Consider the following 18,928-nt stretch of genomic DNA (forward strand, 5'->3'; position numbering starts at 1 on the left):
TGAAAAAACGATTGTTATGGAATATACGATCCTTATCCTGCTGCTGCCGCTGCTGAGCTTCCTCTTCCTGGGGCTGGCCGGCATGAAGCTCAAGCCCGTCGTCGCGGGCGCCATAGGCACGGCGGTGCTGGCCGTAGTGGCGTTGCTGAGCTATTGTACGGCGTTCGAGTATTTTTCCGCAGGGCGCGACGCCTCGGGGGTGTTCCCCACGCTCGTGCCGTGGAACACGGTATGGCTGCCGATCAGCCGGACGCTGCATATCGACCTGGGCATCCTGCTCGACCCGATTTCGGTGATGATGCTCGTGGTGATCTCGACCGTCTCGCTGATGGTACACGTCTACTCGCTGGGCTACATGAAGGGCGAGCGGGGGGTTCAGCGTTACTATGCTTTCCTGTCGTTGTTCACGATGAGCATGATGGGGCTGGTGGTGGCTACCAACATCTTCCAGATGTACCTCTTCTGGGAATTGGTGGGCGTAAGCTCCTACCTGCTCATCGGTTTCTATTACACGAAGAAGGAGGCCGTCGCGGCCTCGAAGAAGGCGTTTATCGTGACGCGCTTCGCCGACCTGGGGTTCCTCGTCGGCATCCTCTTCTACGGGTACTATGCCGGGACGTTCTCCTTCACGCCCGACGTGCAGCTGCTGGCTGCCGCCGGTGCGATGATCCCGCTGGCGCTGGGGCTGATGTTCATCGGCGGCGCGGGCAAGAGCGCGATGTTCCCGCTGCATATCTGGCTGCCCGACGCCATGGAGGGCCCGACGCCCGTGTCGGCGCTGATTCATGCCGCGACGATGGTCGTGGCGGGCGTCTACCTCGTGGCGCGCATGTTCCCGCTCTTTGTCGGCTATGCGCCCGAGGTGCTGCACTGGACGGCCTATATCGGGGCCTTTACGGCGCTGTACGCCGCCGTCGTGGCCTGCGTGCAGAGCGACATCAAGCGTGTGCTGGCGTTCAGTACCATTTCGCAGATCGGCTTCATGATCGTGGCGCTGGGCGTCTGCACCTCGGCTGATCCCCATACGGGCGGGCTGGGGTACATGGCCTCGATGTTCCACCTCTTCACGCACGCCATGTTCAAGGCGCTGCTGTTCCTCGGCGCCGGGTGCATCATCCATGCCGTGCACTCCAACGAAATGTCGGCCATGGGCGGCCTGCGCCGATACATGCCCGTGACGCATGCGACGTTCCTCGTGGCCTGCCTGGCCATCGCGGGCATCTGGCCCCTGAGCGGTTTCTTCTCGAAGGACGAGATCCTGACGGCGTGCTTCGCCTTCAGCCCCGTGATGGGGTGGGTGATGACCGGGATCGCCGGCCTGACGGCGTTCTACATGTTCCGCCTCTACTATAACATCTTCTGGGGACGCGAGAACCGGGAACTGCATGCGGCGCACAGGCCGCACGAGGCGCCGCTGACGATGACCCTGCCGCTGGTGTTCCTGGCCGCAGTGACCTGCGTGGCGGGGTTCATTCCGTTCGGGAAGCTGGTCAGCAGCGACGGGATGCCCTACACGATCCATATCGACCGCAGCGTGGCGGGCGTGAGCCTCTGTGTGGCTGCCGTTGCCATCGCGTTGGCGACGTGGATGTACCTGCGCGAGCGCCAGACGGTGGCCAATGCCCTGGCAGCGCGCTTCAGAGGGCTGCATAAGGCGGCCTACCACCGTTTCTACATCGACGAGGTTTACCAGTTCGTTACCCACCGGGTGATCTTCGCCTGCATCTCAGCCCCGGTCGCATGGTTCGACCGCCATGTGGTGGACGGCCTGATGAACATGCTGGCGCGGGCGACCAACGGCGCGGCATACGTGATCCGCGACATGCAGAGCGGCAGCGTGCAGCGTTACTGCATCTGGTTCCTCGGCGGTGCGCTGGGACTTACGATCTTCTTGCTTTTAATCTGCTAAACTGTAGCTGTTATGAATATGTTATCACTGTTTCCCGCCATCCCGGTGCTGATGATGCTGGGGCTCTGGCTCTCGAAGTCCGCGCGGCAGGTGCGTGCCGTGATGGTGGCGGGTTCCTCGCTGCTGCTGGCGCTGGCGGTGGTGCTGGTGTTCCGCTACCTCGGCCTGCGCGAGGCGGGCGAGCAGGCCGCCATGCTCTTTACCGAAAGCCATGTGTGGTATGCGCCGCTCAATATCCACTATGCCGTGGGGGTAGACGGCATTTCGGTTGCCATGCTGCTGCTGTCGGCCATCATCGTGTTTACGGGGACGTTTGCCTCGTGGCGGATGAAGGAGCAGGTCAAGGAGTATTTCCTCTGGTTCTGCCTGCTGAGCGTGGGCGTCTTCGGGTTCTTCGTTTCGGTCGACCTCTTCACGATGTTCATGTTCTACGAGGTGGCGCTGATTCCGATGTATCTCTTGATCGGCGTGTGGGGCAGCGGTCGCAAGGAGTATGCCGCCATGAAACTGACACTGATGCTCATGGGCGGTTCGGCGCTGCTGCTGATCGGCATCCTGGGCATCTACTTCGGTGCCGGGGCCACGACGATGAATATCCTGGAGATCGCGCAGCTGCATAACATTCCCCTGGCGCAGCAATATATCTGGTTCCCGCTGGTCTTCGTCGGGTTCGGCGTGCTGGGCGCCCTGTTCCCCTTCCATACGTGGAGCCCCGACGGCCATGCTTCGGCCCCGACGGCCGTGTCGATGCTCCATGCCGGCGTGCTGATGAAGCTGGGCGGCTACGGCTGTTTCCGCGTGGCGATGTACCTCATGCCCGAAGCGGCGCACGAACTGAGCTGGATATTCATCATACTGACGACGATCTCGGTTGTGTACGGCGCCTTCGCGGCCTGCGTGCAGACCGACCTCAAATACATCAACGCCTACTCGTCAGTGTCGCACTGCGGACTGGTGCTGTTCGCCATCCTGATGATGAATACCACGGCGGGTACGGGCGCTGTCCTGCAGATGCTGAGCCACGGCCTGATGACGGCGCTCTTCTTCGCGCTGATCGGCATGATCTACGGCCGCACGCATACGCGCGACGTGCGCGAACTGAGCGGGCTGATGAAGGTGATGCCCTTCCTGGCGGTGGGCTACGTCATCGCGGGCCTGGCGAACCTGGGCCTGCCCGGCCTGAGCGGGTTCGTCGCCGAGATGACGATCTTCAACGGCGCGTTCATGGACAACGACACGTTCCACCGTGTGGTGACGATCATCGCCTGCACGTCGATCGTCATCACGGCGGTCTACATCCTGCGGGTGGTCGGGAAGATACTCTACGGCACCTGTACCAACGAAGCGCATCTCCGGCTCTCCGACGCCACGTGGGACGAACGCCTGTCGGTCGTCTGCCTCGTCGTCGCCATCGCCGGCATGGGGCTCGCGCCGCTGTGGGTGAGCGACATGATCCGGGGCAGCGTTTCGGAGATCATTACACACTTAATGAATTAAGCGACTATGGATTACAGCAATATATTCTCGTACATGCAGGCCGAAGTGACGCTCATCGCGGTGATCGTCCTGCTGTTCCTCTATGACCTGATCGCCGGGGAGCGCGGAAGGCGCTGGTTTTCGGCGGTGGCCTGCGGGCTGCTCGCGGTGCAGGTGCTGGCCAATGTCGTTCCGGGGACGGCGGGCGAGGTATTCGGCGGCATGTTCTGCTATGTGCCGATGCACACCGTCGTCAAGAGCGTGCTGGCCATCGGGGCGCTCATCGTCTGCCTGCAGGCCGGTACGTGGCTGCGGCGCGACGACACGGCCCACAAACAGGGCGAATTCTACATCCTGCTGCTTTCGACGCTGCTGGGCATGTATTTCATGGTCGGGGCGGGCAATTTCCTGCTCTTCTTCCTGGGCATGGAACTGGCTTCGGTGCCGATGGCCTGCCTGGTGGCGTTCGACAAGTACAAGCACCATTCGGCCGAAGCGGGTGCGAAATACATCCTCTGCGCCTTGTTCGCGAGCGGTCTGATGCTCTACGGCATCTCGTTCTTCTACGGGACTACGGGGACGCTCTACTTCGGCGATATGGCGGCGCGCATTACGGGGTCGCCGTTGCAGGTCATGGCGATGGTCTTCTTCTTCGCCGGGCTGGGGTTCAAGATTTCGCTCGTGCCGTTCCATCTCTGGACGGCCGATACCTACCAGGGTGCGCCGACGGCCGTGACTTCCTACCTCTCGGTCGTGTCGAAGGCCTCGGCGGCGTTCGTGCTGATGACTGTGCTGATGAAGGTCTTCGGCCCGATGGTCGGGCAGTGGCAGACATTGCTCTATGCCGTGACGGTGCTTTCGATCACGGTCGCCAACCTTTTTGCCATCCGGCAGACCGACCTGAAGCGTTTCATGGCCTTCTCGTCCATCTCGCAGGCCGGCTATATCATGCTGGCCGTGATCGGCGGCAGCGCCATCGGGATGACTTCGCTCGTGTTCTACGTGCTGGTATACATGGCGGCCAACCTCGCCGTTTTCGGCATCATTTCGACCATCGAACAGCATAGCGGCGGCAAGGTCGGGCTGGCCGATTACAACGGGCTTTACCGTACCAACCCCAAATTGGCCTTGATGATGACCCTGGCGCTCTTCTCGCTGGCAGGCATCCCGCCTTTTGCCGGGTTCTTCTCGAAGTTCTTCGTCTTCGCAGCAGCATTCAAGGGTGGTTTCCACCTGCTGGTGTTCATCGCGCTTGTCAATACGGTGGTTTCGCTCTATTACTACCTGCTGGTCGTGAAGGCGATGTATATTACGCCCAACGAAGAGCCGATCGCACCGCTGCGCAGCGACCGCTATACGCGCCTCAGCCTTGCGCTCTGCATGGCGGGGATTTTGCTGCTGGGTGTCTTCAGCGTGGTTTACGACAGTATCAACGTATTCTCGTTCGGGCTTTAGACGGACGACGGGTAAGGAGGGGGGGCACTTGCTTTAGCAAGTGCCCCCCTCCTCCTCCTCCTTTATTCGTGCGGTATTCCGCGGCGCTTTTGGGAATGTGCGTTCCGAAATCGGGAAGTTGGCCGGCCATCTTCCCGTTTGCAGGGCGGCGGTTTTTCAGCCTTTGTTTTCCCGTTCGAGGCCGAGCAGGTAGGCCTTGGCCTCCAGCCCGCCCGCATAGCCGACCAAAGTGCCGCCGCTGCCGACTACGCGGTGGCAGGGAACGACGATGGCGATCGGGTTGCGGTGGTTGGCCATGCCCACGGCGCGGCAGGCCGTCGGACGGCCGATCTGTGCGGCGATCTGCTTGTAGCTGCGGCTCTCGCCGTAGGGGATCGTCCGCAGGGCATCCCATACGGCCCGCTGGAACGGGGTGCCTTCGGGCGCCAGCGGGAGGGTGAAGGCACGGCGTCTGCCCGCGAAATATTCGGTCAGCTCCGCCGCAGCCTGCCGGAGCAGGGGTGTGAATGCCTCGGGCGTGCCTTCGGGTGTTTGTTCTTCCGCCGGGCCGCATGCGTGCGCAAAGAAAATGCGTGCCACGGCGTCGTCCGAAGCTGCGATGCCGACTCTGCCGACGGGTGTCCCGATATAAACGATCCGTTCCATGACAGGGCGGTTCAGAGGTGTTCGAGCGTGTATTCGATCATCTTCTGCCGGACATTGGCCGTGTCGTCGGGCTGCATCGAATGGTTCTGGTCGGGGTAGACCATCATGTCGTACTGCTTGCCGCAGCGGTTCAGGGCACGTGCCATCTCCACGCTGTTCTGGAAGTGGACATTGTCGTCGGCCGTGCCGTGGATGATGAGCAGGCGGGTCTTGGTGTCGTCGAGCATCCGGGCGAAGTTGATCGGGGAGTTGTCGTCGTAGCCTGCGGCGTTGTACTGCGGCAGGTTGTTGTAGATTTCGGTGTAGATCGAGTCGTAGTAGCGCCACGAAGTGACGGGGGCCACGGCGATCGCCATGCGGAATAGCCCGTGGCCTTTCATCGCGCAGCCCAATGCCATGAACCCGCCGTACGACCAGCCGTAGATGCCGATGCGTGCAGGGTCGACGTATGGCTGTGAAGCCATGTAGCGGGCGAACGAGAGCTGGTCTTCGACCTCCTGCGCCCCGAGGCGCCCGTAGGTCGATTTCTTGAACTTCTCGCCCCGGAATCCTGTGCCCCGGCCGTCGGCGCAGACTACGATGTAGCCTTTGTCCGTGAGCGCATCCTCCCAGTCGAGCGACCAGCGGTCGCTTACCGCCTGCGAGCCGGGCCCCGAATACTGGGTCAGCAGCACGGGGTAACGCTGCGATGCATCGAAGCCGCGGGGCTTGACGATGTAGGCGTTGAGCGTGTCGCCGCGCTCGGTCGTGAAGGTGAAGAACTCCCGGACGGGGCGCTGTACGGCCGCCAGCTCTTCGCGGAGTTTGCGGCTGTCGGCCAGCGTGCGGATGGGGTTGCCTTCGTTGTCGCAGACTTCGACCCGGTTGGGGGTCGTGGCGTTGGAGAAGGTCGAGATGTAGTATTTCATCCCGGCACTCGGGGCGATGGCGTAGTAGCCCTCGCCGGTCGTCAGACGGCGCTTGTCCTTGCCGTCGAGCCGTACGCTGTACAGGTTGCGGCGCAGCGGAGAGGTTTCGGTCGAGAGGTACCAGACCCGTTTGCCGTCGGTGCCGACCACGTCGGTCACCTCCCAGTCGCCTTTGGTTACCTGGGCGAGCAACCCCTTGCGGATGCTGTAAAGGTAGAGGTGCATGTAGCCCGTGTGTCCCTCCTGCCGCACGAGGAAGCGGTCGCCGTCGATGAAGGTGACGGTCTTGTCATTCACGCGCTCGACGTATTGCTGCGAGCGTTCGTCGTAGATCGTGCGCTGGGCACCGTTGGGCTCGCAGAGGATCACCTCGAAGGTGTTCTGCCTGCGGTTGAGGCGGAAGTAGTAGAGCCGGCCGTCGGGTGTCCAGCCGATGCGGGGAATGTACTGGTCGGCCTCGCCGCCCGTGTCGATGCGCTCCCGGGCCCCTGTCGCAAGGTCGCATACCCACACTTCGACCGTGGAGTTGCGCTCCCCGGCCTTGGGGTATTTGAACGAATAGGCCTGGTTGTAGAGTTTGCCGTCGAAGCGCATCATCTCCATCAGGGGCACTTCCGATTCGTCGAAGCGCAGGTAGGCGATGCGGCGGCTGTCGGGCGAGAAGGCATAGGCCTTCGTGAAGCCGAACTCCTCCTCGTAGACCCAGTCCGTGGTGCCGTTGATGACCGAGTTCCACGCCCCGTCGTCGGTGATGCGGCGCGTGCGCCTGGCTGCCGTGTCGTAGACATAGAGGTCGTTGCGGTCGGAATAGGCGATCAGCTTGCCGTCGGGCGAGAACGAGGCGTCGCGCGGGGCTTCGGCCTCGCGGAGTACGGGCATCAGGCTGTTGCCCGAGGCCAGGAAATAGTCGGTCGTGTAGGAGTGGCGGTAAATCGGCCTGGCGCCCGAGGCGATGAGTATCTGCCGTTCGTCGGGCGAGAAGGCGTAATCCGTGACGACGAGGTTGGCCGTCGGCTTGGGGAGCATGTTCTCGCCCTGTCCTGCCGTGGCGTAGCCGTAACGGACGATGTTGTTGCCTTCGAGGATGGTATAGTGTTCGCCGTCGGCCATCGAACGGATGCCGCGGACGGTTTCGTTCATCGAGCGCAGGCGTGCGATCTCGGCATATTCGCCCCGCGCCTGTACCGTACCTGTGCCGACCGCTGCGGCTGCGAGGAGTGTGAAAAGTTGTGCCTTCACGTGGAAATCGGGTTTAAATGTCCTCTACTTCGAAATCATAGCCGAGGCGTTTGCCCGTGACGAATTTCGAGTTGTCCATCTTGGTGTTGAACTGGTCGACCGTCACGCGCTTGTTGTCCTCGTAGGGCGGCATCAGCAGGTCGAAGTTCAGGGCGAACCAGATCGCCGGCTCGAGGATGGCGATCAGGGCTTCGCGGTCGATCTCGGCCTTGCCGAAGTTCATCGCCCGCATCGAGGTCTGCTGTTTGCCCTCGACGAAATAGCGGCGCTCGCGGTTGATGAAGATACGCCCGATGAGGTATCCCTCGTCGGCGTTGCGGTTGAACTTGAACGAGTCGGAGAGGAAATTGTAGATGTTGATCAGGCCGCAGTAGGAATTCTCGCGGTCGGACTGTACGTAGGGGTTCTGCCAGATCAGGTGGTTGGCGTCGAATTCGAAGACGTCGGTGTGCATCTGGAAAATGAGGATGTCGTTGGCCACCTGCAGCTGCGCCTCGAATTTTCCGCGGTCGCGGTATTCGAGCCTGACGCGGCGGTCGAGTTTGCCGTCGAGTTCGTCGTCCATCTCCGATGCCATTTCGAGCAGCGTCTCCTTCAGTTCGTTGAAGGCTGCGAAGGTGTTGTCGAAGACCCGTTGTTTGAGGGTCGACTTGCGGATGATCGTATCCAGGATCTTGCTTCTGAGCGGTGTCGTTTCCATGCTATGCTGTTTTTATTTTATGCGTATCTGTTGCCCCTTTTCGAGTGTGCTGCCGGGCTTGAGGCGGTTGAGCTTCTCGATCGAACGGGTGCGGATGGCGTAGGACTGGCCTACGGCATAGGCCGTTTCGCCCTGGCGGCAGATGTGGGTGTGGGCATTGCCCTCCCAGCGCTTCTTCTTGCGCTCGATGTAGACCACCTCGTCGGTCATCGGCTGTGCCTTCTTGTCCTTCAGGTCGTTGAACTTACGCAGGTTGCGTGCCGAAATGCGGAACTTCTGCCCGATATTCTCGAACGTGTCGCCCTCCTTGGCCAGCACGTAGTGTACGCCGTTGGTCTGGTAGACATTGTAGCCGTTGTGGGCGTTGATCGTCACCCGGTAGTTGTCCGGGTCGATGGCCGACGAAGATCCGGAAACCGGTTCGACGCTGCTCTGGTCGGCGAACCACCCTTCGGGATCGGTTACCTTGCGTCCCATGCGCGAGGCGTAGAGCCGCTCGCCGTCGGGCCGGTCGAGCAGGTAGAGCTGGTTCTCCTCGATGATGCGCGTGAGCCGCTGCGCGTAGTCGGGCGCCGTGGCGTAGCCGGCGGCTTTGAGCCCCCGTGCCCAGCTCTTGTAATCGTCGGACGAGTAGGCGAACAGCGAGTCGTAGCGTGGCTGCGAATCGAGGAATTCGGCATGGTCCCTGTACGACGCCTCGACCGAGGGGTAGCTGCGGAAGCACTCCCCCTTGGCGTCGTCGTCGTAATAGACCTTGTCGCCCGTCCAGTTGCGTTTGCACTTGATGCCGAAATGGTTGTTCGATTGCAGCGATAGCCAGCTGTTGCCGCAGTCGGACTCGAGGATGCCCTGCGCCATGGTGATGCTGGCGGGGATGCCGTACCGCTCCATGTGGGCCACGGCGATGGATTTGTAACGGTCGATATATTCCTCGCGGGTCTGCCGCACCTGTGCCGGGAGGCTTTGCAGGGCTATCAGTAGGATTCCTGCGAGCGATATTGCTTTTTTGGAAAAATTCATTATCTTTGTTTAATCTTTATGGACAAAGGTATGATTTTCCTGTGAGAATTACAATATAAAATGCACTGCTGAGCTATGTTTACCGAAACCGCAAACGAGATCTTCAACCGTGCCATCGGAGATTACCACCGCTGGGACGATGTGGATCACCCGATCGAAAATCCCTATGAGCCGGGCTCGCTCGAACACCTGTTATACCATAAGAACTGGATCGACACCGTGCAGTGGCATCTGGAGGATATTATCCGCGACCCGCAGATCGACCCTGTGGCCGCGCTGGCCATCAAACGCCGCATCGACAAGTCGAACCAGGATCGTACCGACATGGTGGAATATATCGACTCGTACCTGCTCGACAAATACAGGGACGTGGAACCCCGGCCCGATGCCAGGCTCAATACCGAGACCCCGGCGTGGGCTATCGACCGTCTGTCGATCCTGGCGCTGAAGATTTACCACATGGCACGGGAGGCCGAACGTACGGACGTCGGCGATGCCCATCGCGCGGCGTGCCGCAAGAAACTCGACGTGTTGCTGGCGCAGCAGGTCGACCTCTCGGGGGCGATCGAAGAGCTGATCGGGGACATCGAGGCCGGCCGCAAGTATATGAAGACCTATAAGCAGATGAAGATGTATAACGACCCGGCGTTGAACCCGGTGCTTTATGGGCAGAAAAAATAAGAGACTTCCGCGTCATCTGGTCGTTTTCCGGACTTCGGCGATGGGGGATGTGGTGATGCTGGCGCATGCGCTGCGGGCCTTGAAGGAGGCCTATCCCGACCTGAGGGTGACGGTAGCGACAAGACCCGTGTTTCGAGCCTTTTTTACAGGGCTCGATCTCGGTTTTATGGATGTAGATATCAAGGGTGTGCACCACTCCCTGCGGGGAATGTGGCGCCTGGCCGCCGATGCGCGGCGCCTGGGGGTGGATGCCGTGGCCGACGTGCACGGCGTGCTGCGCTCGGTGATGTTCCGCACCGCCCTGTGGCTGCGCGGAGTCCCCGTGGCGGCCATCGAGAAGGGACGCGAGGAGAAAAAGGAGTTTATCCGCAAGGGCGGCCGCGACGTGAAGCCCGCCAAGCATACCGTCGTCCGTTATTGCGACGTGTTCCGGAAACTGGGATTTGTGTTCGACGACCCCGTGCCGGCCCTGCGGCGCTGCCGTCCCAACCCGATGGGGGAGAAGACGGGCACCTGGATCGGCTTCTCGCCGTTTTCGGCGCAGCAGGGGAAAACCTATCCCACGGCGCTCGGGCGGGAGGCGGTGCGTCTGTTGGCCGAACGCTATGACCGGGTGTTCATACACAGCGGAGGCGGAGCCGAAGCGGAGTTCGCGCGGGAAATGGAGCGTGCGCACCCCAATGTGACGGCGCTGTTCGGACGGGTCGGGATGGACGGCGAATTAGACCTGATCGCCAACCTGGACTGCGTGGTGGCGATGGACTCGCTCGTCATGCACATGGCCTCGCTCGTGGCGACGCCCGTAGTGTCGGTATGGGGCGCTACCCATCCCGGGCTGGGGTTCTTCGGCTATGGCTGCGATCCGCGCGGCATCCTGCAGGCCGATATGGAATGCCGTCCCTGTTCGGTCTTCGGGAACAAGCCGTGCCGTTACGGGGATTACCGCTGCCTGTATGCCGTGACGCCCGCCATGATTGCGGAGCGGGTGGCCGAAATGGTCGGTGAATAGGTTCGCCGTGGATATGCAAACAGCCCTCCGGATCAGGAGGGCTGTTTTTTTGTGACTACTCTGTGCCGGGCACCTTTTCAGGACTGCCCCTTTATTTCCGCGGACGGGCGACGATGCCGTTCGGCACGGCGCGTTCGCCGGCATGGTCGAAGCGGCGGTTGTCGCTGGGGTGGCTGACCACCCCTTCCTGTGCCGTCCAGAGTGCCGAAGAACCGCCGCCGTCGAGGTTGAGGGCGTCCGTGAGCCCCAGCAGGCGAGCGATGTAAGCCGTTTCGGCGATCGTAGCACCGGCGGCCTGTCCTTTGGCGCGGCCGTCGATCACGGCCATCACCACCTCGCCGTTCGGGCGCTTGCCGATCAGCGAACGCGGGTGTCGGTGGATATAGAAGCTGTCGCCGGAATCGTATTCGATGGCCTTGCCTCCGCTGACCAGTAGGGGGCCGGCTGCGAGCGCCGCGCGGTAGCGGCGGGCTATGCGGGGGTATTGGGTGGTGTCGCAGGCGAAAATGGCGACGTCGTGACCCTGTTTGTCCCGGATGGCGATGATGCCGTTGGTACGCATGAGTTCGCCGGGCGTCGTGCGGCCCAATACCCGGCAGTCGACCATCACGAAGGTGATGGGCGTAAAGGTTTTCATGTTGAAATAGCTGCCGTTGATGGCTGCTGTGGCGTCGGCGGCTTCGCCCATGCGGCCTGTGGTTTCACCCTTGCCGTCGAGCTGTACGATCTGCGTGGCGAAGTGCCGTGCGGGGTAGCTGACGACCGAGATGCTCTGCCGCGAACCGAACATCTCGACCTGGGCGTGGCGGCACTCGGCACCCCGGCCGAGGTCGGTGGTATGCCAGTCGGCGGTGACGAAGGCGATGGAGTCGCCGGGCGTCTGTGCCGCGGCGGGGAGGGTGAACAGGAGCAGCAGGGCTGCGAGGAGTATTCTGGCCATAGTTGCAGTGTGGTTGACGGATGCAAATTTAACGAATAAACCGGTTCGGCAAGCCGTTTCACGGAACTGTTTGCGGGGCGGGGCGCGTTTTGTGCCGGGCGATCGTCCCGGTAGCCCGGGCTGCCCGTCCTGCAAGGCTTGTAGTGTCCGCCAAAGGTCTGTGGTTACCTCCGTCGAAAACTTGTGGTGCCCGTCCGGTTGAAAACGGTGGCGTCCTCCGGCAAATAAAACGCGCCCTCCGGGATTGCGGAAGGCGCGTGTGACCGCAGGGGGCTGCGGCTATTCGTTGGCTTTGGTGTAGACGGCGCCGTTGCCCTCGATCGTCAGCGTATAGATACCGTCGGCGTCCTTGGCGATGGTGGCCGTTTCGGTGAATTCGATCGGGGAGCCCGACCCTTCGCTCACGCCCTTGAGCAGGATTTTGCCGGCTTCGCCCTGCAATTCCCACGACGCGTAGCGCAGCGTGGCCATGTTGATCGACTGCGCCTCTCCTTCGACCATGATCCGGATACCCATGACGCCATCGGGGTCGATCGGGTCGGGCATCGTCCAATTGCCGACAGCCTCGGCATAGGTGGGGTCGGTGGCCACTTTCGAGGCGGCCGCGCCCTCTTCGAGTTTGCCGCTGTAATTGACCGTGACGGGCGCTCCCAGCAGCAGGCCGTTGGCCTCGCTCTTGTCGGCGTCCATGGTCGAGAAGGTGAATGTCCCCTCGGCGTTTTCGACGGTTACGGTGTTCATCGACGCATCGGTGATGGTGCCGGTGAAGCTCTTGGGGGTGTTGTCGCTGCAGGCTGCCAGGCCGCACAGGGCGATGGCCGCGACCATGATTTTCATGCGTTTCATCGTTCGTATGGTATTTTAAAGGTTTAACGTTTCCGGATATATTCGTCGATGGCCTTTGCCGCCATGCGGCCGGCACCCATTGCCAGGATTACCGTGGCGGCTCCCGTCACGGCGTCGCCGCCCGCGAAAACCCCTTCGCGTGATGTGGCGCCGTGTTCGTCGGCGGTGATGCAGCCGCGCCGGTTGGTTTCGAGCCCTGCGGTCGTGGCGGCCAGCAGCGGATTGGGCGAGGTGCCCAGTGCCATGATGACTACGTCGCAGGCAATCCCGAACTCCGAGCCGGCCTTTACGACGGGCGAACGGCGGCCGCTTTCGTCGGGTTCGCCCAGCTCCATCTCCACGCACCGGATGCCGGTCACCCAGCCACGCTCGTCGCCGAGCACCTCGGTGGGGTTGGTGAGCATCCTGAAGCAGATGCCCTCCTCCTTGGCATGGTGCACCTCTTCGGCGCGTGCCGGGAGTTCCTTCTCGCTGCGGCGGTATACGATCGTCGCCTCGGCGCCCAGCCGCTTGGCCGTGCGTACGGCATCCATCGCCACGTTGCCTCCGCCGACCACCACCACCCGTTTGCCGACATAGATCGGGGTGTCGTAGTCCCGGTCGTAAGCGTGCATCAGGTTGGCGCGTGTGAGGAATTCGTTGGCCGAAACCACGCCGTTGAGGTTCTCGCCCGGGATGCCCATGAAGCGGGGCAGTCCGGCACCCGAGCCGATGAACACGGCGGCGTAGCCCTCTTCGTCCAGCAGCGAGTCGATGGTCACGGTGCGGCCGACGATGACGTCGGTCTCGATCTCTACGCCCAGTTTTTCGACCTCGGCGATTTCGCGTGCCACGATACGCTCCTTGGGCAGCCGGAACTCGGGGATGCCGTAGACCAGTACGCCGCCCGCCTTGTGCAGCGCCTCGAAGATCTTGACTTCATAGCCCAGTTTCGCAAGGTCGCTCGCGCAGGCCAGCCCGGCCGGGCCGCTGCCGATGACGGCGACCTTGTACCCGTTGCGGGGTGCGGTCTGTGCCGCGGCGGCGCCGTGTTCGAGCTTCCAGTCGCCGATGAAGCGTTCGAGTTTGCCGATGGCGACCGGTTCGCCTTTGATGCCCAGGATGCAGGAGCCTTCGCACTGCGATTCCTGCGGGCAGACGCGGCCGCAGATCGAGGGCAGCGAACTGTCGCCGGCGATGATGTCGGCGGCCTGCTGCAACTCCCCGGTGTGCAAGGCTCCGATGAAGTCGGGGATGCGGATGCTGACGGGGCAGGCAGCCACACAGCGGGGATTCCTGCAGTGCAGGCAGCGCGACGCTTCCAGCCTTGCCTCGTCGAGGTCGTAACCATAGCAGACCTCCTCGAAGTTGGTCGCGCGGATTTGCGGGTCTTGTTCGCGCACGGGGACGCGCGGTATCTTGTTTGCCATTGTCGTGTATGCTTTGGGGATTCCCGGGGTGTGCGTCCCGGGCGGTGTCTATTTATCCAGTCCTATTTTACATTGGTGCCCGGCGGCGCGTTCGGCCTCGATGGCCGCGGCGCGCTGTTCCTGCGTGCGGTACATGCCCTGCCGGCGCATGGCTTCGTCGAAATCGACCTCGTGGCCGTCGAACTCGGGGCCTTCGACGCAGGTGAAACGCGTCCTGCCGCCGACCGTCACGCGGCAGGCGCCGCACATGCCCGTGCCGTCGACCATCAGCGCGTTGAGCGACACGGTTGTCCTGAGCCCGTATTTTTTTGTGGTGAGCGCCACGAATTTCATCATGACCATGGGCCCGATGGCGACACATTCGTCGTAATGCCGGCCCTGTTTTTCGACCAGCTCCTCGACGACCTGCGTGACGAGCCCCTTGAACCCTTCCGAACCGTCGTCGGTGGCGATGTAGAGGTTTTCGGCTACGGCACGCATGGCGTTGGTATAGATGAGCATGTCGCGGGTCTTGGCGCCGATGATGACATCGGCCGCGACGCCGTGCTCGCGGAGCCATTTGACCTGGGGGTAGACCGGGGCGGTGCCCACGCCGCCCGCTACGAAGAGGTAGCGCCGCCTGCGGAGCTCGCCGGGCTGCATCGTTACGAATTCCGAGGGGTGTCCCAGCGGGCCTGCGAAATCGGCGAAGGCATCGCCCGCATCCAGCGAGCATATTTTGCGTGTCGAGGCGCCGATAGCCTGCGTCACGATGGTGACGCTGCCCTGCGCGGGGTCGTAGTCCGAGATCGTGAGCGGGATGCGTTCGCCGTGCTCGTCGGCGCGGACGATGACGAACTGCCCGGGTTGCGCCGAATGTGCGACGCGCGGTGCGAGGACTTGCATCAGCCAGATGCCCTCGGCGAGGAGTCTTTTTTCAAGTATCGGGTACATCAATATATTTTTTCCGGCCGCTGCCATCGGGCGGGAGCCGCATTTTGTCGTTATTCTTCGATGATGGCCGTCACCCTCAGCCGCCGCATCGGGCGCAGCGGGTCGTTGGTGACGATCATCACGAAATCGGTCAGCACGCCGAAATCCTGTTCGCCCGGGTCGACGGACACCCTCGCCGTGAAGGAACTGCCCGCCGGGATGCGTTGTCCGGGGACGAGCGTCGTGGCGATCCTGCCGTTGGTTTCGACGGCGCGCACGACCAGTTCGGCACTGCCCGTATTCGAGAGCGTAAAGGTACGTTCCTGCCTGGGGGCACCATGCTTTACCGGGCCAAATTTAATAATATTTTCGATTATCTGTGCTTTCGGGGCGTTTTGTCCTTCGGCGCCTGTTGGCGTCCGGTCGATGCCGATGCCGTGGGTGACGATCGCCGTGCCGTTGGTGCGGCCGTCGACGCGCACCTCGAGGGCGTCGCGCAGCGTGCCGTAGCGGGGATCGGCCTCGGGGATGAGGTAGGCAACGTTGATCGATCCCTGTTCGCCCGGTGCGATCTCGCGCGGGGCGGTCACCGTCAGCAGCCCGCTCGATTCCAGCGGGCGCAGTTCGAGCCGGATGGTTTTGCCCGAGGTGTTCGCATAGCCGATGGCGGACTGTACCTGTTGTCCGGGGCGGATGTAGGAGAAGGCGTTGAGGGTCGTGGAGAGCCGCAGCCCTCCGCCCGCATCGACCGGGTAGAGCTCCTCGGTGGATTTCATGCGCGGCGTGACATTGCCCCGGATGGTGAGCGTGGCGACCTTTTTCCGCTCGGAGGAGTAGACGCCCAGTTCCTTGGTGAAGGCGCCGGGGCGGTTGGCCGGGTCGAATGTCACCTTGACGGTGGTTTTCTCGCCGGGGCGGATCGGACGCTTGGTGAATTGGGGTACCGTGCAGCCGCAGGTGGTGACCACGTCGAGGATCACCACGGGCGTATTGCCGCGGTTCTCGCCCGTGAACGTATGGCTCACGCGGCCGTCGGTTTCGCGGATCGTGCCGAAATCCCAGGTGTCGGGGGTAAAGACCAGTTGTGCCTGCGCCGCCGTTGCGAAAGCGCAAAGGGCCAAGAGTGTGAGGAGGATATGTCGTCGTGCCGTCATGGTGCTGATTGGTGTCTATGATGCAAAGGTACATTTTTTGAGAAAAAATCGTGCAATAATTTTGCGGGAATGAAATTTTGCTATATATTTGCACTCCGAAACGGTTGAAAAACCGATTTCCGAATGCCTGAATAGCTCAGTTGGTTAGAGCACATGACTGTTAATCATGGGGTCCTAGGTTCAAGTCCTTGTTCAGGCGCAGATGCGCGAGGGTTGCGTAAGGTTCTTTCAGAAACGCCTGCAGGGTAGGTGATAAAAAGAATGAAAAATTTCGATGAAAAATTTGGAGTTCATGTATTTTGAATTACCTTTGCAGTCCCAAGCCATTCACTACGGGAGCTTAGCTCAGCTGGTTCAGAGCGTCTGCCTTACAAGCAGAGGGTCGGGGGTTCGAATCCCTCAGCTCCCACAACTGAAAATCAGCCACTTACAGTAATGCAAGTGGTTTTTTTGTGCCGGGAGCATAGCTCAGTTGGTTTAGAGCGCCTGTTCGACAAGCAGGAGGTCTGCGGTTCAAATCCGCATGTTCCCACTAATGAAAATCAAGCAGTTACAGCAATGTAGCTGCTTTTTTCATATGTGCTGTTTTCGTGGTTTACTGCTGTTTTTAGCTTTCGAGTTAAACCGGGAGTTAAACCAGAAAACCACATGGCAGCAGGTATTAGCATCTTGTGTTACAAATCAAAAATGCTTGCAAACGGAGCGCACCCGCTGATGATTCGTTTCTGTAAAGATGGAAAGAAGAGATATATGTCTTTGTGCGGCGTCTTCGGTTTCGGATCTGTTCCTGAACATGCGGTACAGGAACCCTGCTGTTTTCGCGGCGCACTTCATATACGGCGCACCGAATGCGGAACGGTCTGGGCGGCCGGTGCTTCGGGGTGCCGGCTCGCTTCATCCATGATTTCCGCGGGGTTTCATGGTATGCCTGACGGAAACGGGCCGCCCCGCAAAAAGGGCAGCCCGCTCGATGTATACGGCCGGGAGGGTCAATAACCCTCGGCCTCGGTGAAATCGTTGCTTTCGTTGAAATGCGTCTGTGTGTAGACATGGTTGAAACTGTCGGTCGCACGAACCACGATGCCGGTCGCTTCGGGATTTTTCAGCTTGCACTGGTATTGGTGGTAGCAGGGGCTGGTGCCGCTTTCCACCGGATGTTTCTCGACCCCGATGTGGTAGCCGCGGATCCAGCGGTCGCCGTAGCTCTGCGACATCTCCGTCATAACGCTCCACGTCTTGCCTCCGTCTTCGGACAGTTCGACTTTCCAGGTCGCGCCGTCCATCCCGGACGTGAAGACGTTGGCTACGACTACGTCCGCCCCGACATCGTATTTGTAGGTCGCATAGGGGCCTGCGAACTCGGCGTTGCCGCGATAGAGCCGGATCTGGTAGTCGTCGGCGCGCTGCGAGGCCTTGAAATAGGTGTCGATGATTTCGGTGCCGTCGATCTCGTAGACCATGAAGCCGTTGGGCGTGCCGTCGCCGCCGCATGTCGAACGCCAGAAATAACCGCACGTGCCGCCGTGGATGCGTTCGAAGAGTTTGTGCGAGCGCATGTGGTAAGGCTGGAAATAGTGCGTATGGGCGCACATCAGGGTGGGGTTCTTATACCTGGAGATCATGTCGAGCACCTTTTTGCGGTTGAGGTAGCCCGTGTTGTCGCGCAGCGGGATGTGGTAGTAGAGGATTACCATTTTATCCGTCGGGACGAAGCCGAGGTCTTTCTCCAGCCATGCCACCTGCTCGTCGGTGAAGCCGCCCGTGTAGTCCGTGCCGGTGAAGATGATGTTGTCCATCGCAATGAAATGCACGTCGCCGCGGTTGAACGAGTACCAGCGCGGCCCGAGCACGTCGCGGTAGGTGTCACCCGTATAGTCCACCGAACTCTTGTCGTGGTTGCCGATCGTGGTGAAGAACGGGACGCCCGTTTCACCGAAGGCGCGTTTCATCGAGGTGAAGGTCTGGGCGTCGCCCTTGCCCAGGATGTCGCCAAGGGCGATGCCGACCATCGGGATCGAGTACTTGGCGGCGATCTTCTTCACGTCGGGTACCGTTTCCGTGCGGAACCGATGTATATGGTCGTTGTTGTCGGGCTGCGGGTCGCCCAGCCCGAAGAGCAGGAACCGCTTGTCGCTTTGGGCGAGCTTGCTAAGCGTGAAGTCTGCCCGGTAGGGTTTCGAACTGCTGCCGGTGACGGAGTTGGCCGCCTGGTAGGCACCCTGGTAGGAGCCGAAGTTCGCCTGTGCCGGGATCTCGTACCCCGAAGGCACGGAGATGAATACGTGCTTGGCGTTGGGGTCGCGCACGATCTGGTAGACGCCCTTCTTATCGCTCGCCACGACGCTGTACCCGTCGCTTACGACGACCCCTTCGAGGGGGTTGCCCTCCTTGTCGCTTACCAGCCCGTAGAGGGTGATGCCCTTGTCGGGCGTGATCTCCGTTTTGCCCCCGTCGTCATCGCCGCCGGGTTTGGGCAGTTCGGTGATCATTTTGTCGTCTCCGCCGCAAGCCATCATTGCCGCAGCTACCAGTGCTGCGGCCGGGAGGCGGAGTTTCCGGCGGAACCATGTGAAGATTGAATCGTTTTTCATAGTTTGTTTTACTGTCAACCCGACCGCCGGTTCG

General features: G+C 61.3%; 16 protein-coding genes and 3 tRNA genes. 9 read left to right on the top strand and 10 right to left on the bottom strand.

Annotated elements, in window-relative coordinates; genetic code table 11:
• The first annotated feature begins 16 nt into the window (after nucleotides 1–16).
• From nuoL to NQ559_RS09460, 3 genes are read left to right on the top strand one after another with little or no spacing between them, the layout of a single operon-like run.
• Nucleotides 17–1,909 carry an NADH-quinone oxidoreductase subunit L gene (nuoL, locus tag NQ559_RS09450; protein ID WP_018694690.1) on the top strand — a complete coding sequence of 631 codons (1,893 nt, stop codon included), beginning with the start codon at nucleotides 17–19 and terminating at the stop codon, nucleotides 1,907–1,909.
• A 12-nt stretch (nucleotides 1,910–1,921) separates the two neighbouring features.
• Complete coding sequence (locus NQ559_RS09455; protein WP_026318162.1) at nucleotides 1,922–3,406, top strand: complex I subunit 4 family protein; 1,485 nt, start codon at nucleotides 1,922–1,924, stop codon at nucleotides 3,404–3,406.
• 6 nt (nucleotides 3,407–3,412) lie between these two features.
• On the top strand, nucleotides 3,413–4,840 hold the full coding sequence (locus NQ559_RS09460; RefSeq protein WP_018694692.1) for an NADH-quinone oxidoreductase subunit N: 1,428 nt from the start codon (nucleotides 3,413–3,415) through the stop codon (nucleotides 4,838–4,840).
• 156 nt (nucleotides 4,841–4,996) lie between these two features.
• On the opposite strand, the gene NQ559_RS09465 is transcribed toward NQ559_RS09460, so the two are convergent.
• From NQ559_RS09465 to NQ559_RS09480, 4 genes are read right to left on the bottom strand one after another with little or no spacing between them, the layout of a single operon-like run.
• Nucleotides 4,997–5,485, bottom strand: coding sequence for a methylated-DNA--[protein]-cysteine S-methyltransferase (locus tag NQ559_RS09465; RefSeq protein WP_018694693.1), 489 nt, complete (start codon nucleotides 5,483–5,485; stop codon nucleotides 4,997–4,999).
• A gap of 11 nt (nucleotides 5,486–5,496) precedes the next feature.
• On the bottom strand, nucleotides 5,497–7,632 hold the full coding sequence (locus NQ559_RS09470) for a S9 family peptidase (RefSeq protein ID WP_018694694.1): 2,136 nt from the start codon (nucleotides 7,630–7,632) through the stop codon (nucleotides 5,497–5,499).
• A 13-nt stretch (nucleotides 7,633–7,645) separates the two neighbouring features.
• Nucleotides 7,646–8,332, bottom strand: coding sequence for a hypothetical protein (locus NQ559_RS09475; RefSeq protein WP_018694695.1), 687 nt, complete (start codon nucleotides 8,330–8,332; stop codon nucleotides 7,646–7,648).
• A gap of 12 nt (nucleotides 8,333–8,344) precedes the next feature.
• Nucleotides 8,345–9,352: a glucosaminidase domain-containing protein gene (locus NQ559_RS09480; RefSeq protein WP_018694696.1), complete on the bottom strand. Its 1,008-nt coding sequence runs from the start codon at nucleotides 9,350–9,352 to the stop codon at nucleotides 8,345–8,347.
• A 75-nt stretch (nucleotides 9,353–9,427) separates the two neighbouring features.
• Between NQ559_RS09480 and NQ559_RS09485 the strand changes: the two genes are divergently transcribed.
• Nucleotides 9,428–10,033, top strand: coding sequence for a DUF4254 domain-containing protein (locus NQ559_RS09485; RefSeq protein ID WP_018694697.1), 606 nt, complete (start codon nucleotides 9,428–9,430; stop codon nucleotides 10,031–10,033).
• Entirely contained in the window at nucleotides 10,017–11,042 is a 1,026-nt protein-coding gene (locus tag NQ559_RS09490) for a glycosyltransferase family 9 protein (protein WP_026318163.1), read from the top strand. Before NQ559_RS09485 ends, NQ559_RS09490 begins: the two co-directional genes overlap by 17 nt.
• Before the next feature lie 91 nt (nucleotides 11,043–11,133).
• Here NQ559_RS09490 and NQ559_RS09495 read toward each other — a convergent pair whose 3' ends face one another.
• The 5 genes from NQ559_RS09495 to NQ559_RS09515 all read right to left on the bottom strand — a co-directional run bounded on the left by NQ559_RS09495 (nucleotide 11,134) and on the right by NQ559_RS09515 (nucleotide 16,303).
• Nucleotides 11,134–11,982, bottom strand: a complete 849-nt coding sequence (locus NQ559_RS09495; RefSeq protein WP_018694699.1) for a phosphodiester glycosidase family protein — start codon at nucleotides 11,980–11,982, stop codon at nucleotides 11,134–11,136.
• Nucleotides 11,983–12,261: 279 nt separating this feature from the next.
• Nucleotides 12,262–12,828: a lipocalin-like domain-containing protein gene (locus NQ559_RS09500; protein ID WP_018694700.1), complete on the bottom strand. Its 567-nt coding sequence runs from the start codon at nucleotides 12,826–12,828 to the stop codon at nucleotides 12,262–12,264.
• 23 nt (nucleotides 12,829–12,851) lie between these two features.
• Entirely contained in the window at nucleotides 12,852–14,237 is a 1,386-nt protein-coding gene (gltA, locus tag NQ559_RS09505; RefSeq protein ID WP_018694701.1) for an NADPH-dependent glutamate synthase, read from the bottom strand.
• Nucleotides 14,238–14,285: 48 nt separating this feature from the next.
• The gene (locus tag NQ559_RS09510) at nucleotides 14,286–15,170 is read right to left on the bottom strand and encodes a sulfide/dihydroorotate dehydrogenase-like FAD/NAD-binding protein (protein ID WP_018694702.1); all 885 of its coding nucleotides are present in this window, start codon (nucleotides 15,168–15,170) and stop codon (nucleotides 14,286–14,288) included.
• A 50-nt stretch (nucleotides 15,171–15,220) separates the two neighbouring features.
• Complete coding sequence (locus NQ559_RS09515; protein ID WP_018694703.1) at nucleotides 15,221–16,303, bottom strand: DUF1573 domain-containing protein; 1,083 nt, start codon at nucleotides 16,301–16,303, stop codon at nucleotides 15,221–15,223.
• Between the two features lie 125 nt (nucleotides 16,304–16,428).
• Here NQ559_RS09515 and NQ559_RS09520 point away from each other — a divergent pair.
• The 4 genes from NQ559_RS09520 (at nucleotide 16,429) to NQ559_RS09535 (ending at nucleotide 17,299) form a co-directional block, all read left to right on the top strand.
• Nucleotides 16,429–16,502: transfer RNA gene (locus tag NQ559_RS09520), tRNA-Asn, on the top strand.
• Nucleotides 16,503–16,637: 135 nt separating this feature from the next.
• A tRNA-Val gene (locus tag NQ559_RS09525) sits at nucleotides 16,638–16,712 on the top strand.
• 48 nt (nucleotides 16,713–16,760) lie between these two features.
• A tRNA-Val gene (locus NQ559_RS09530) sits at nucleotides 16,761–16,835 on the top strand.
• Between the two features lie 116 nt (nucleotides 16,836–16,951).
• Complete coding sequence (locus NQ559_RS09535; RefSeq protein ID WP_083923803.1) at nucleotides 16,952–17,299, top strand: Arm DNA-binding domain-containing protein; 348 nt, start codon at nucleotides 16,952–16,954, stop codon at nucleotides 17,297–17,299.
• Here the strand turns inward: NQ559_RS09535 and NQ559_RS09540 are convergent.
• Nucleotides 17,293–18,894 (bottom strand): calcineurin-like phosphoesterase C-terminal domain-containing protein, encoded by a 1,602-nt coding sequence (locus NQ559_RS09540; protein WP_018694704.1) that lies wholly within the window; start codon nucleotides 18,892–18,894, stop codon nucleotides 17,293–17,295. The two genes, NQ559_RS09535 and NQ559_RS09540, sit on opposite strands and share 7 nt — an antisense overlap.
• Nucleotides 18,895–18,928 lie beyond the last annotated feature (34 nt).

The organism is Alistipes onderdonkii, assembly GCF_025145285.1.
Lineage (GTDB): Bacteria > Bacteroidota > Bacteroidia > Bacteroidales > Rikenellaceae > Alistipes > Alistipes onderdonkii.